We start from the raw sequence: 13,259 nt of genomic DNA, 5'->3' as shown, positions 1-13,259 counted from the left end.
CGGCTTGGGAAAAAGCGTATTGGCCCGTCACTGATACCTCAATATGGCATGGACAGCAATGACACAGATTCAATCCGAACCTCACACCCCAACCAGCGGCGAAGACACAGGTCAGCGTCTTACCGTACTCAAGGAAGAGCTGGAGCAATTCAACGAGCAGCAGCAGTTACTCTTCTCCCAGCATGTTCCTGTCACTGAGCTGGTCGAAGCCAGAGCTGGATGCATAGACCGGCTGCTTCGCCATCTCTGGCCCCTGTTCGGACTCGATAAGCGCGACGATCTCTCGCTGGTCGCGGTCGGCGGATACGGCCGCGGCGAGCTGCATCCCCTGTCTGACGTTGACATCCTGCTGCTCAGTGCCACCCCGCTTGATAACCACACGGGAAAACAAATCAGTGAATTTCTGACCTTATTGTGGGATCTCAAGCTGGAAGTGGGTCACAGCGTCCGTACCGTTGAAGAGTGTATCAATATCGGGCTGGAAGATCTGACCGTGGCCACCAATCTTCAGGAAGCCCGCCTGCTGTGCGGCAGTGAAGACAGCTTTCTGCAATTGCAGGATCAAATCAATTCCGGCAAATTCTGGCCCAGCGAAGCCTTCTACCGTGCCAAAGTCGAAGAGCAGCGCATCCGCCATGCCCGCTATCACGACACCACCTATAACCTGGAGCCGGATATCAAATCCAGCCCCGGCGGGCTGCGTGATATTCACACCTTAAGCTGGGTCGCCCGCCGGCATTTCGGCGCGACCAACCTGCTGGAGATGAGCCGCTTTGGTTTTTTGACCGATGCCGAGTACCGTGAACTGTACGAGTGCCAGGCCTCGTTATGGCGTATCCGTTTTGCCCTGCACTGTGAGCTCAAACGCTACGACAACCGGCTGACCTTCGAGCATCAGGCTTCCGTCGCGCAAAAACTGGGCTATCAAGGGGAAGGCAACAAACCGGTCGAAATGATGATGAAAGAGTTCTACCGCACCCTCAGGCGTGTGGCCGAACTCAATAAAATGCTGCTGCAGCTGTTTGATCAGGCAATACTGAAAAACGGCGACGAGCTGGCGATCGTCGATCTGGACGAAGACTTCCGCCTGGTCGGCAACCTCATCGAAGCCAGGAAGCCGGCCTTATTTCAGGCCCGTCCGGAAACCATTCTCGACATGTTCCTGCATATTGCCGGCAATTCAGAGATAGAAGGCATTTCAGCCCCCACACTGCGCCAGTTACGCACCGCACGCCGTCGTCTGAACCGTTTTTTGGTCGATATCCCGGCCGCCCGCGAAAAATTCATGGAGCTGGTGCGCCAGCCAAATGCCCTGAACAAAGCCTTTCGGCTGATGCACCGTCACGGCGTACTTGCAGCCTATCTCCCGCAATGGAGCCAGATTGTGGGGCAAATGCAGTTTGACCTGTTCCATGTTTACACCGTCGATGAGCACAGTGTCCGCCTGCTCAAACACATGAACAAATTCAGTGACCCGGCCAACCGGGAGCTGCACCCTATCTGCTGTGAAGTGTATCCGCGAATTCAGAAAAAAGAATTGCTGATACTGGCGGCGATTTTCCACGACATCGCCAAAGGGCGAGGCGGCGACCATTCCGAGCTGGGAGCAGACGACGCCTACCGGTTCTGTCTTGAGCATGGCCTGTCGCGGCCGGAGGCCAATCTGGTCACCTGGCTGGTCAAAAATCACCTGCTGATGTCTGTCACGGCCCAGCGCAGGGACATCTATGATCCGGATGTGATCACTGAATTTGCCAAGACGGTGCGCGATGAAGAGCGGTTGGATTATCTGATTTGTCTGACAGTGGCAGATATCTGCGCCACCAATCAGGAGCTGTGGAACAGCTGGAAACGCACCCTGCTGGCCGAGCTGTATTACTCCAGCCAGAAAGCGCTGCGCCGCGGCCTTGAAAACCCGCCTGATGTTCGCGAACGTATTCGCCACAACCAGCAGATGGCCTCTGCCCTGCTGCGTAGTCAAGGCTTCAGCCAGCGTGAAGTCGAGGTGCTCTGGCAACGCTTTAAAGCCGACTATTTTCTGCGTCACACCCACCAGCAGATAGCCTGGCATGCCGAAGCACTGCTGAAACATGCTAATCCGGATGAGCCGCTGATCCTGATCAGCAAAAAACCGACCCGTGGCGGGACCGAAGTGTTCGTTTACAGCCGTGACAAAGCCAAGCTGTTTGCCATTGTCGTGGCCGAACTGGATAAGAAAAACCTCAGCGTTCATGATGCCCAAATCATGACCAGCAAAGATGGTTACACCTTAGATACCTTCATGGTGCTGGATCCAAACGGCGATCCCCTGACGGAAAACCGCCGCGCCACGGTCCGGGACGATCTTATTCATGCGCTGGACACTATGGTTTCGGTGCAGCGCAATAAACGTCCGCCGCGCAAACTGCGCCATTTCAACGTCAAAACCCAGGTCGATTTTCTGCCAACCAAAACCGGTAAAAAGACCATGATGGAGCTGGTGGCGCTGGACATGCCCGGACTGCTGGCCCGGATAGGTTCAGTGTTTGCCGATCAGAATGTCAGTCTGCAGGCCGCCAAGATCACCACCATAGGGGAGCGGGCGGAAGACTTTTTCATTCTGGTCAATGAAGAAGGCCAGCAGCTGAGCGCTGAGCAGGAATCGGCGCTCAAAACCGCATTGATTGAACGTATTGACGACGCGGCGTAATCAAACCAGCCAGCCCGTCAGCCAAACATGACGGGCTGTTGCGAATCCTTGACGCAGATTCTGCGCCGCGTGCAAGATTTGCCCCGCATTAATTGCTAGAGTAGCCACTGAGCTGCCTCTATCAACGCCAGGTAATGCTACTTCGTCGCATATTGTTGTACTGAGCGCAGACGGTTTATTGACTGAAACAACACGAGGCCGCCATGTACCCCAACCTTACCAGCCTGGGCATCGAACACCCTGAACGCATTGAAAGTTATAGTCTGCGCCAGGAAGCCGCGAATGACATTCTGAAAATCTACTTCGCCAAAGGAAAAGGAGAACTTTTTGCCAAAAGCATGAAGTTCAAATTTCAACGCCAGTCTAAGTCTGTCATCGTGAACAGCGGCAACCGTGAAGCCAAGGAAGTCTCGGAGATTAATCGCAAGCTGACTTTTGTCACCGACGAGCTAGATAAGATCACGAAAAAGCGCCACACCGATGTCGACATCAAGAAAAAAATTCTGGACGATTTACGCCATCTGGAACAGGTGGTCAGCCATAAAATTGCCGAGATCGAATCCGATCTGGCAAAACTGAAGTGACTAGCGGTAAGTAGTAAGAAAGTAAGTAAGAAAGCAGAAATCGGGCACCCGCTGAGGTGCCCTTTTTGCATCCGGTTATCTGTCAGCCACCGGCATTAGGGCACTTTTTTCATAAAATCCTGCAGCCAGGGCAGCGCTGCTTCCGCCGGATCAAAATTGACGCAGGCATCAATATCCAGACGCGCCGTCACGGGCTTGGCCTGCAGTTCCTGCAGTAAGGCGTCAAACTGCCGGCCACCGCCACAGTATCTGTCCTCGCCGTAACTGGAATCTCCCATCGCGATCACGCCATAGTTGAGTGCCGGCATCAGCGGAAACTGATCATTCAGCGCCGTATACAGCGGTAACAGGTTTTCAGGGATCTCCCCCTGCCCTGTGGTGGAAGTAATCACCAGCGCAACCTGATCGCGGTAAGCAAGAAAATCGTCCAGACTGGGATCTGTGAACAGTTCCGCGTCGTGGCCATTGGTTTTCAGCTCGCTGACAATTTCTTCTGCGACTTCCTCTGCCCCGCCAAACACGGAGCCCACAAATACACCAATAGTAGCCATCACAGTCACACCTCACTCCCTGTTTAAATTTCAATGACCTGAGATTACTCTGACTCCTGTGCCGGTCAGATGCAAATCCCGAAACGCAAATGCGCGATCCTGCAATCAAAAACGGTGATTTTATCCGTCCAGATAAGACAGCGGCCATTGGAAGGCCTGCATCACCCGCTGCCAGCTCTGATCCACCGATGCACGGATCGTTATCGGCAGACCGGTAACCGGATGGAGAAATTGCAGCGCAGAAGCATGCAGCATCAGCCGGTGACAGTCATAATGCTCTCTGAACATGCGGTTATGCCGGCCATCGCCATGGTTCACATCACCAATGATATGATGACTGAGATGATGCATGTGCCGGCGCAACTGGTGTTTGCGACCGGTTTCCGGTTTCATTTCAACCAGGGTATAACGGCTGGTCGCATAGCGACCGACAGGGATCGGGGTTTCCACTCTGGCGAGCGGACGATACGCTGTGACGGCCTCCTGCGGCGCTTTGTCCTGCAAGGCCCGCTTGTCGCTCATCTTATCCAGCTCTTCTTTCAGCGGATAATCCAGCACAGCCGCTTCTTTCACCCAGCCCCGTACCACAGCATGATAGGTTTTCTTCACCTCCCGGCCCGCAAATTTTGGCATCATCTCAGCGGCCATCTCGCTTGAGAGCGCAAATAGCAGTACGCCTGAGGTCGGCTTATCGAGCCGGTGCAAGGGAAACACATGCTGCCCGCCGAGCTGATCCCGCAGGGTCTGCATTACAAACCGGGTTTCGTGGCGATCGAGCCAGGAGCGGTGCACCAGCATGCCGGCCGGTTTGTTGACGGCAACCAGACAGTCATCCTGATACAGGATCTCAAGTTCAGTGTTTAGCTCAGTCATTGATTCGCGCCACCCAGCCAGTGATCCAGTTCAGCAATCAACGGCAACACACCGGCCAGTTCAGGTTCCAGTCTGGCCGACTCTTCGGCATAGGGATAAATATTGAACTGAGTCGGCAGCATCAGCCTTTCCTCGACCAGATGATACATACGGGGCAGAAAAATCCATTGCAGCCATTCTGCACATGTCAGCGTATCAATGGCGAATGGCTCTGTGCTGGCCAGCGCTTCCTCACTGGGCGGACTGTGCTGCCACAGTCCCTGTGCGCGTAACTGCTGTTCTAACCGTACCAGCAAACGGGTGGTTTTTTCGTAACAATCCAATGCTGTACTCCTGGATCAACATAACTAGCCTGATGGCTGAGAGTGAGCTCAGCCGGACAACTGGTGCGCAAGGATACCATCTTCACGCTCAACTCCCTATAATGCGCCACCATAAGCCGTCAAACTCTAGGAGCCCAGAAGCATGCCCACGGATAAATTTCACACCCTGACCCAGCTGTTGGACAATGCCGGATGCCAGTATAAGATTTTCGATCTGGGCCGCCGGGTCTGTGAAATCGAGCGAGCCACTTTCAAAGCGGTTGAAGATAACCGCCAGCCTTACCCGTGGCCGTTACAGCAGCATGCTCACCTGTCGATTTCCTTCTGGCAGCAGGATAATCCGCCCTGGATCTGGTTTCTCAGGCTGCCGCTGGATGAGCGGGGCTTGCTCAAACAGGCTGCTGTCGGTGATTTCATTAAGTATGTCATCGAAGCCATGGGCGCCACTCTCAATGCGGTGCCAACAGAAGAAGAGCAGGAAAAGCTGGCAGCCAACCCGTACACCTTCAAACCGAAAGACGACAAAATGGCGATCTTCCACGCCCATCTGCGTCAGCAACTGGCGTTGCCAGCCAGCCGATATTACGAACATGCCCAAGTCTATCTCAGCGGTAAACTGGACTGGGCGCAATGGCAGGGCGTCGGCTTACAGGGACTGGCCGATATCTGCGCCCGCATGAAGCAGGAAAATAACGCGACCTACCTGCGCAAGGCGCTGCAGAATCTCCCCATGACGCCGCTGTACGCGCTGCTGGGCTGTCTGGAACACTGTGAGCTGCCAGCGGCGCTGTCTGAGCGCCTGGCGGAACGAATTCAAGGTGAGCTGACGGCACAGCAAACCGACATCTTCCTGTTGTCTGCCTTACTGCGCGCCATGTCGGGTGCCGAGACGGCTGTGCTGAACGAAGCGCTTCAGGCCATACTGGCAAAGCCCGAACTCTGCCACCCTGAAATGCTGGTCGCCATTGCCGGCCGGTGCTGGAAGGGGTTAGCAGACACCGATTCAGCCAGTCAGTTTTTACTGCGCCTGTCCCAGACTCAGGATCAGAATTTATTCAACCAGCTGTTTGCCGATCTGGTAATGCTGCCAGCACTGCGCGGCACTATGCTGCAGGTGCTGCACAGTTCAGCCAATGCCGAGCTGACCGAGGCCATTACCCGGTTGCAACAAGCCACTCGCGGCCAATAACAATGAAACGGAACTGAGAAGGAAATCCCACGGATGGATAATTTACTTGGCATACTGGCGCTGGCCATACTGGGCTACCTGTTCTGGCAGCAGAGGCGCCAGAGCGAGCTGGCCCAGCAATTTATCACCCAACGCTGCCAGCAGTTAGGCTTGCAGTTGCTGAGTGTCGCCAGAGGCTCGCACCGCCTGAAAGATGATGCCGGCAACTGGAGCTGGCAGACCCTGTACCTGTTTGAGTTTTCCGCTGACGGTGCTGATGCCTATCAGGGCTGCGCCACCTTCAAGGGGCTGCGTCCGGTACAGTTTTATGTGCCGCCGCACCATATGCCGGGCTGAAGCGTTCCCGCGCCAATTTTTCTTTTTGCCGACACACAAAATAAAACGGGCGCAACTTACGTTGCGCCCTTAGGTCTTACTTGCAGCAATCCGGCTACACATAGGCTCCCTGCCTCAATCCTTTGATGCGCCGGAATCCGTCGGCGATTTTCCTTTAAACGCTCATCCTGAACGTGTCCGTTGATCTCCTGATCCGTTATTTCATCCTGAAATAACTCTCTTCGACCTTCCTGGCGGTGTCCCTGCTTTCGTTCTGAAAGTATCCCTGTCTCTTCCTGAGCAGTGTCATCCTGAACACTGCAGCCGGCATCCCGCCATGTCCTGAACCGTCCTTAGCGTGAAAGCTGTCCTCGCCTTCACTATCATCCTTAACCGACCCTGCTCCCTGGCCGTTATCCTGTTCCGTGTGTCAATTCCTTCGACACTTCTAAGACTACGATAATTACGCGCCGGACACAGCACAGTCACTGGCTTGCTCTTTTCCCTGCGATCAGGCCACAAGACAGAGAAAACATAACGCAATGAATTCATTGATATATTTTCATGTTTGTGCGCAGAAAGAGATAATAGAAAACGCATATTTCTCACGCTTTTGTGAGAGATCGCTTACAAGATAGCAGGCAAAATATGAAGCGGAATGAAGCCTGAACAGCCGTCGCAACTCAGTACCGCCAATACAGGGTATGAGACAAAAGAGCAGAAATGAGCTGACGGTTGGAGTGCGAACTGTGATGCACCCAGTTGCCACCTTTCAGACATAAAAGAATGGGCGCAACTTGCGTTGCGCCCTTAGGTCTTACCTGTAGCTTCCTACTACTATGGTGCTCCCTGCATCATTCCTTTGTATGCTGTATCCTTCAGCGCTTCCCTTGTTGAACTTCATCCTGAAGTGTCCTGGTCTCCTGACCCGTTACCCATCCCGGGTGAACTCTCAACAGCCATCCTGGCGGTGTCCCTGGCTTCTTCCTGAAGCATCATCCTTGTGTCATCCTGACGGCAAGCAGCCTGCCTGCACTGACTACATCCTGCAGTCTCCGAACTGTCCATGTCTGCCCTCATCCTGAAGACCGTGTCTCTTCCTGAGACCGCCAACTCCGTGGCTCATGTTCCTGTTCCGTGTCAGCTCCTTCCGACAGGGTTAAGATTACGCGATATCCCGATGCGAACAAGCGCATATTGAGCGCCCGTTATCGCGCCGCATTGAGTCCGGCACGGCAAAATCAACATAAGCACATGATAATAAACAGTTATCGACATCCATTTAGGCTAACTGCCATAGCAAGACTTCAGTATGTCTTACATGCTTGTAAGCGATCTCTCACAAACCACAGAGACGAATTGACGGCTATTCCCCACTATACTTATGGCAAACACCAGTAGGGGGATAGCAAGATGGAAACATTCAGCCACGACTTACACAGTTTATTCAATCAGTTAGGAATGAATTCGTCCAAAGAATCGATCGAAGGCTTCATTCGCGACCATAACCTCAAACAAGACGAAACCCTCGCTCAGGCTGATTTCTGGCAACCCGCCCAGCGCCGTTTTCTCAAAGAATCGATTGCTGAAGATGCCGATTGGTGCGAAGTGATTGATCAGCTAGACGCTTTGCTACGAAAATAAGCGAACCGAGCCAACTCTTTCAGGAAGAAGTATGTCATCTGTCATTACCGATGCGCTGGAGCGCGCCATATCCACACTCATCGCGGAAGGTAAAGAGCCCAGTGTCGCGCTGGTCAAAGCCCGCCTGCGTGAGCCTTTGCCTATGCCTGTGATCATTCAGGCCCTTAAAAGCTGGAAACAGCATGCCAAAGTGCCTGACATTAAAGCCAGCCAGGCAACCCCGGCCAGCGACAGCGAACGCATTGCCGCTCTGGAGCAACAAGTCGCCAGCCTGACAGCACGTCTTGCCGCCCTGGAGCAGGCCCAGCAAGATAAATAACCTGTCTTGTTCAGCGCACTCACCGCCCGTTGCTTTGTGGTAACCGGCGGTGATTGCGTCGAACGGCGCATGGCGACCAAGGGGGTTGAACTACTGATAATCCCAGGACAGGTTGGACACCAGCCGGCACGGATCGCATTTGAAATGAAAAATCCCGTGGATCGGCTCATCCAGCCGCCAGGCTTGTCCGCATTTAGGGCAAGGACGATCCGCCTCATCTGCCAGACTGACTCCACCCACCCGGTACTGATAATAATAGGTGGGCACTTTGGTCAGGTATTCAACCCTGCCGCGTAAATCCCAGCCACGGCGGAACAAATCACTGTCGGCATCGCGGATTTCATGCAGGGCGGCATGTTCGGCCTTACAGCCTCCGGCCATCTGAATTTCATCACAGGCTTGCCATTCGGTCTGCCATTTGACCAAGGCTTTATGATCACCGTTAAAGGTCGCCGGAATCCGGTACAAAGGGATAGGCAACAAGCTGTCGCCGCTGCGCAGCGGCGAGCAGGTGTGCACATAAGTGGTATACAGCACCTGCCAGCCCGGTGCTTCTTCGGCCGTGGCTTCCGAATTGATATCACGCCCCAGGACTTTAATTTTCGGGGCCAGCAGACTGGCTTGTGTCAGCCGGTTGATACCCGCTTTAACCTGCGGACTGTGAAACTGGCTGTGCAGGCTGGTTTTCTCCGGACAGACAGCCCGCACTTTGAACACGGCGTCATCCATCACGACAGGAAACTCCCGCCCCAGCACCTGGCCGTTATAGCGCAGCGCATCCATCAGGCCATTGATCGCCTGCTCCACCGCAGCGACAGTGGTATTGTCAAAGCATTCGAACTGTAGTTCAACGACATACATGGCTTAACTCACCTTCACAACAGGCTCGAGCTGACGGATAAAGGTCTCGACATCGTACGCCAGCACCTCCCGGTCGGATTTGCCCAGCGTCTCGAGAATAACGTTGCCGGTCAGGTTACAGATAGCAATTACCTGATCTTCGGCATCCATCACCCCGATAAAAACAGTCGGCTTGAGCTTCAGCCGGCGCTGAGTCACCAGGTGACCCAGGATATTTTCCTGCAGCCGTTGGTGATCCGACTCGCTAAATACCTGCAGCAGGTCAAATTCCAGATCCTTGAAACGGGCCGCCATATCGCCACTGAAAAAGCTGCCGTAAAAGGCCGTAATATCCGGATGCAGGCGAAGTTCAATACCGGTTTCAACCGCATCGAAACGGCCAGCTGGCTCGCGCGCGACCGGCTGCCAGCTTACGGTATCGCCATTATCCGTTTCGATACAAGGGGATGTGAGGCCAATCAGATCGCTGCTGCAGGGCAGACAGGCGCGCTCATCGTGCCACACTTTAATAAAACGGGAAGAAAATTCAGCCAATGCGGCCGTTACCGGATGATTCATTCGCAACCTCAAGCAAGATTCAGTAAACTTTGCCTATTCTAATCCAAGTGTGTGTGTCCAGGACAATATGAGCAAATACAAAGACGCGAAAGAACTAGCCGGTTTAACTCTTGGCCAAAAAAGCGAATACAAAGATCAGTACGATCCCACTCTGCTGCAGGCCGTGCCGCGTAAGCTGAATCGTGATGATCTGTCGCTGAGCGACGACCTGCCATTCACCGGGTATGACATCTGGACCCTGTACGAGTTGTCCTGGCTCAACAGCAAAGGACTGCCTCAGGTGGCTATCGGTGAAGTGCGTCTGCCCGCCAGCAGCCCTAACCTGATTGAATCCAAATCTTTCAAACTCTTCCTGAACAGCCTGAACAATACCCGTTTCGGCAGCTGGCAGGAAGTGGCAGATATGCTGCAGAAAGATTTATCCGCCTGCGCCGGGATGGATGTGGATGTGACCATCCAGCCGCTGAGTGACTTTACCGATCAGCCTATCGTGGATTTTGCCGGTGAATGCATTGATGAGCAGGATATTGAAATTACCAGTTTCGACTTTGAACCTGAGCTGCTGAGCAATGCCGCCAGTGGCGAGGTGGTAGAGGAAGTGCTGCACAGCCATCTGCTGAAGTCTAATTGCCTGATCACCAGCCAGCCCGACTGGGGCAGTGTGCGGATTGCCTATAAAGGCAAACAGATAGACCGTGAAAAACTGCTGCGCTATCTGGTGTCTTTCCGCAATCACAATGAATTCCACGAACAGTGTGTTGAGCGGATCTTCATGGATCTGATGCGTTTTTGCCAGCCGGAGCGACTGACGGTTTACGCCCGCTACACCCGCCGTGGCGGTCTGGATATTAACCCTTACCGCACCAATCAGGGCAAGACACCAAGCAACAACGATCGCCTGGCACGTCAGTAAAGACTCGCCCGCTTAGCAGTCAAGTCCGGCAAATCGCTTTACTTTGCTGGACTTGACGTCCTGAGCCAGTAATATGAGGGCCGTGTTTCCTGATGGATAAGTGCGCTATGAACTGTCGTGACTGGCTCTTCAGCATCCTGCTTTTGTTTTTCACTGCCCTGCCGGCTCAGGCGAAGATTTACGCTACCCCTATTCTGGCCGATGCCGCTCTCCTGTTGGAAACCAGCCCGGAAAAAGCGCTGGAGATCACCGAACGCTATCTGAACCAACGTCGCCTCAGTGTGCCTGTCGACAGCTCTCGCGTCCATGTTAATGAAGAAACTGACCATTCTATCCGCACCCCGCTGAGCACCATCAATGCACTGCAAATAAAAGCCAGGGCACTGTCTTTGCTCAATGCGCCAAGCGACGCCATTCGCACCATTAACGAAGCCGAAGCACTGGCGGTTGAAAACGCGTTCAGCTACACGCTGCTCGAAACCCAGCTCATTCATGCCGATATTTTATGGCGCGGGATGGACGATGCTTCCTCCGCGACAGCCCGGCTGGATAAAATCGATCAGGTCATCGCCGGCGATGAGAAACTGCAACGCAGCGAACAAATCAAACTTCTGCAGTATCAGTTACTGATGCTGCGTGCCGATATGGAATCGGCCCTTGGCGATGAAAGACAGGCAGAGAAGATGTATATCCGTGCCAAGCGCGATCTGTCTGAGCTTGATGACACCAAAGAGGAAATCAACTTCCTGCTCAGTCACGGGATGCATTATTTGCGGCACCAGCACTATGATCTGGCCCTGTATCGTTTACTGAGCGGCTACTGGCTGGCGCAGGAAAAAGACGACCACGGCAAAATGGCGATCGCCAATCTGGAGCTGGCCACGCTCTATGAAGAGCGTAAAGTCTTTGACAAGGCACTGGAACACGCGACACAGGCTGGGGAATTTTTCGAGCATTTCAATCGTACTATCCCTCTGGCCCGCACTCTGGCGCTGATAGCCAACATTTACGAACAGCAGGATCGGTATAACCTTGCGCTGGTGCATTACTTCAATGCCTTAGATCAGGAAAACCAGCTGCGCTTACCCACTCGCTCCTCCAAGCTGCGCCTGAGTATCGCCCGCGTTTATCTCAAACTCTATAATTACCCGAAAACCGAACAATACCTGCACCATGCCCGTCAGCTGGCGCAGGAAAGCGATGATGAAATCACCCTGATCAAAACACAGCTGCTCCAGGGACAGCTTGAGCTGGCCGAAGATAAAACCGAGCAGGCGATCTCGACCATTCAGGCAGCACTGCTGGCGGCCAGCCGCTTGCCCAAAGCTCAGCCGGCTCTGCAAATGCAGGGAGAAATCAGCCTGTCGGCTGCCTTTGAGAAGCAGAAAGACTACTACAACGCCCTGCTGAGCCAGCGCCGCTATGAGCAGTTGTATGCCTCTTTGCAGGAAAATCAGGTGAAAAGTAATGCCGAAGTGTTCCGCCAGCAGCAACGTATGATGGCGCGGGCGCTGCAGTTAGAAGAACTGGAACGACAGCAATTCACCCAGGAAAAAGCCCTGTACCAGCAAAAGAACATTACCACAGTGCTGTTAATCGCCCTGCTGCTGGCCCTGCTGGTGCTCTGGTACCGTCACCGCTCTGCACGCCGCTGGCGGGAGCGCCTGACACTGCTGCGGGATGAATTCTACACCCATCCCCGCAGCGGTCTGCGCAACCTGAGAATGCTCAATGCCAGACTCTCCAGTTCGCTGCAACAGAGCAGTGCGCATTTCGAGCAGTGGCATCTGGGGGAGATCATCAACGAACCCCTGAGCGACCGGTTGCGCTTTGCCCTGTTTGAAGTCCCGCTACTCAAACATGTCTACCTGGAACATGGCTACCAGCAGGGGCTGGAGCTGGAACGCCAGTTTGGTGATTACCTCAAAGCCCAGATTTGCGAGCCAGCCCGCCTGTACCATTTTTCCGATGCCATGTTCCTGTACATAGAGCCGAACTCGCGCCTTGAGAGCGCCCCTCAGCAGCTGGCAGATTCCATCAAACAGCTGGTGGACAATTTCATGAACGACAGGCAGCTCGACAGCCGGGTACGCATAGGTATGGCCGAGTACCCTTTCCTGCCACGGGCCTGTACCGCCATTAATGATCAGGAACTGATCGACATTCTGCTGATGGCCACCCATGCCGCCCGTCAGATAAGCAAAACTGAAACCGGCAGCCAATGGGTGCACCTGAGTGCCATCGAAGCAGCCCCGGCCGCCAGTTTCGCCGGCGATAATATCCGCCGCGCATGCATACTGGCGATGGACAAAGGGTTGGTCAGGGTGCAGACCTCCTCCCATCAGGACTATGACTGGCACCGGCACCTCTGAAGAAAAAATGATCAATATTTCCGCTGTTTAGAGGTACAAAGATCACGAAATCGCATAAAAAGCACGTG

Annotated in this window: 13 protein-coding genes; 8 read left to right on the top strand and 5 right to left on the bottom strand. The window is 54.0% G+C overall.

Translation table 11 applies throughout. From position 1 onward, the window contains the following. The first annotated feature begins 58 nt into the window (after positions 1–58). Entirely contained in the window at positions 59–2,689 is a 2,631-nt protein-coding gene (gene glnD / locus H511_RS0107020; RefSeq protein WP_027251661.1) for a bifunctional uridylyltransferase/uridylyl-removing protein GlnD, read from the top strand. 203 nt (positions 2,690–2,892) lie between these two features. Further along, a complete protein-coding gene (locus H511_RS0107015) occupies positions 2,893–3,273 on the top strand; it encodes a DUF3461 family protein (protein WP_027251660.1) in 381 nt (126 codons plus the stop codon). A 95-nt stretch (positions 3,274–3,368) separates the two neighbouring features. Here the strand turns inward: H511_RS0107015 and H511_RS0107010 are convergent, their stop codons facing one another. The 3 genes from H511_RS0107010 to H511_RS0107000 form a co-directional block, all read right to left on the bottom strand. Further along, positions 3,369–3,824, bottom strand: coding sequence for a flavodoxin (locus H511_RS0107010; protein WP_027251659.1), 456 nt, complete (start codon positions 3,822–3,824; stop codon positions 3,369–3,371). A 120-nt stretch (positions 3,825–3,944) separates the two neighbouring features. Further along, positions 3,945–4,697 carry a tRNA pseudouridine(65) synthase TruC gene (gene truC / locus H511_RS0107005; protein ID WP_027251658.1) on the bottom strand — a complete coding sequence of 251 codons (753 nt, stop codon included), beginning with the start codon at positions 4,695–4,697 and terminating at the stop codon, positions 3,945–3,947. Beyond that, positions 4,694–5,020: a YqcC family protein gene (locus H511_RS0107000; RefSeq protein WP_027251657.1), complete on the bottom strand. Its 327-nt coding sequence runs from the start codon at positions 5,018–5,020 to the stop codon at positions 4,694–4,696. The genes truC and H511_RS0107000 overlap by 4 nt, the downstream gene beginning before the upstream one ends. 142 nt (positions 5,021–5,162) lie before the next feature. On the opposite strand from H511_RS0107000, the gene H511_RS0106995 reads away from it, so the two are divergent. The 4 genes from H511_RS0106995 (at position 5,163) to H511_RS0106970 (ending at position 8,487) form a co-directional block, all read left to right on the top strand. Next, complete coding sequence (locus H511_RS0106995) at positions 5,163–6,209, top strand: DUF3549 family protein (RefSeq protein ID WP_027251656.1); 1,047 nt, start codon at positions 5,163–5,165, stop codon at positions 6,207–6,209. A gap of 33 nt (positions 6,210–6,242) precedes the next feature. After that, on the top strand, positions 6,243–6,545 hold the full coding sequence (locus tag H511_RS0106990; protein ID WP_027251655.1) for a DUF3301 domain-containing protein: 303 nt from the start codon (positions 6,243–6,245) through the stop codon (positions 6,543–6,545). Positions 6,546–7,937: 1,392 nt separating this feature from the next. Further along, positions 7,938–8,168, top strand: a complete 231-nt coding sequence (locus H511_RS0106975) for a DUF2789 domain-containing protein (protein WP_027251653.1) — start codon at positions 7,938–7,940, stop codon at positions 8,166–8,168. 31 nt (positions 8,169–8,199) lie between these two features. Further along, positions 8,200–8,487 (top strand): hypothetical protein, encoded by a 288-nt coding sequence (locus H511_RS0106970; protein WP_027251652.1) that lies wholly within the window; start codon positions 8,200–8,202, stop codon positions 8,485–8,487. Between the two features lie 90 nt (positions 8,488–8,577). Here H511_RS0106970 and H511_RS0106965 read toward each other — a convergent pair whose 3' ends face one another. After that, positions 8,578–9,348, bottom strand: a complete 771-nt coding sequence (locus H511_RS0106965) for a Zn-ribbon-containing protein (protein ID WP_027251651.1) — start codon at positions 9,346–9,348, stop codon at positions 8,578–8,580. A 3-nt stretch (positions 9,349–9,351) separates the two neighbouring features. Next, the gene (gene syd / locus H511_RS0106960) at positions 9,352–9,906 is read right to left on the bottom strand and encodes a SecY-interacting protein (RefSeq protein WP_027251650.1); all 555 of its coding nucleotides are present in this window, start codon (positions 9,904–9,906) and stop codon (positions 9,352–9,354) included. A gap of 67 nt (positions 9,907–9,973) precedes the next feature. Here syd and queF point away from each other — a divergent pair, with 67 nt between their 5' ends. Both queF and H511_RS0106950 read left to right on the top strand, forming a co-directional pair. Then, entirely contained in the window at positions 9,974–10,819 is an 846-nt protein-coding gene (gene queF, locus H511_RS0106955) for an NADPH-dependent 7-cyano-7-deazaguanine reductase QueF (protein WP_027251649.1), read from the top strand. Positions 10,820–10,926: 107 nt separating this feature from the next. Further along, on the top strand, positions 10,927–13,191 hold the full coding sequence (locus tag H511_RS0106950; protein WP_027251648.1) for a tetratricopeptide repeat protein: 2,265 nt from the start codon (positions 10,927–10,929) through the stop codon (positions 13,189–13,191). Positions 13,192–13,259: the final 68 nt, after the last annotated feature.

The sequence above is a fragment of the Photobacterium halotolerans DSM 18316 genome, from assembly GCF_000425165.1.
Lineage (GTDB): Bacteria > Pseudomonadota > Gammaproteobacteria > Enterobacterales > Vibrionaceae > Photobacterium > Photobacterium halotolerans.
This window is presented reverse-complemented; position numbering and strand designations above follow the sequence as displayed.

Coding starts and splice junctions, on each gene's coding strand:
- glnD (WP_027251661.1), top strand. CDS start 59: ATGACACAGATTCAATCCGAACCTCACACCCCAACCAGCGGCGAAGAC.
- H511_RS0107015 (WP_027251660.1), top strand. CDS start 2,893: ATGTACCCCAACCTTACCAGCCTGGGCATCGAACACCCTGAACGCATT.
- H511_RS0107010 (WP_027251659.1), bottom strand. CDS start 3,824: ATGGCTACTATTGGTGTATTTGTGGGCTCCGTGTTTGGCGGGGCAGAG.
- truC (WP_027251658.1), bottom strand. CDS start 4,697: ATGACTGAGCTAAACACTGAACTTGAGATCCTGTATCAGGATGACTGT.
- H511_RS0106995 (WP_027251656.1), top strand. CDS start 5,163: ATGCCCACGGATAAATTTCACACCCTGACCCAGCTGTTGGACAATGCC.
- H511_RS0106990 (WP_027251655.1), top strand. CDS start 6,243: ATGGATAATTTACTTGGCATACTGGCGCTGGCCATACTGGGCTACCTG.
- H511_RS0106975 (WP_027251653.1), top strand. CDS start 7,938: ATGGAAACATTCAGCCACGACTTACACAGTTTATTCAATCAGTTAGGA.
- H511_RS0106970 (WP_027251652.1), top strand. CDS start 8,200: ATGTCATCTGTCATTACCGATGCGCTGGAGCGCGCCATATCCACACTC.
- H511_RS0106965 (WP_027251651.1), bottom strand. CDS start 9,348: ATGTATGTCGTTGAACTACAGTTCGAATGCTTTGACAATACCACTGTC.
- syd (WP_027251650.1), bottom strand. CDS start 9,906: ATGAATCATCCGGTAACGGCCGCATTGGCTGAATTTTCTTCCCGTTTT.
- queF (WP_027251649.1), top strand. CDS start 9,974: ATGAGCAAATACAAAGACGCGAAAGAACTAGCCGGTTTAACTCTTGGC.
- H511_RS0106950 (WP_027251648.1), top strand. CDS start 10,927: ATGAACTGTCGTGACTGGCTCTTCAGCATCCTGCTTTTGTTTTTCACT.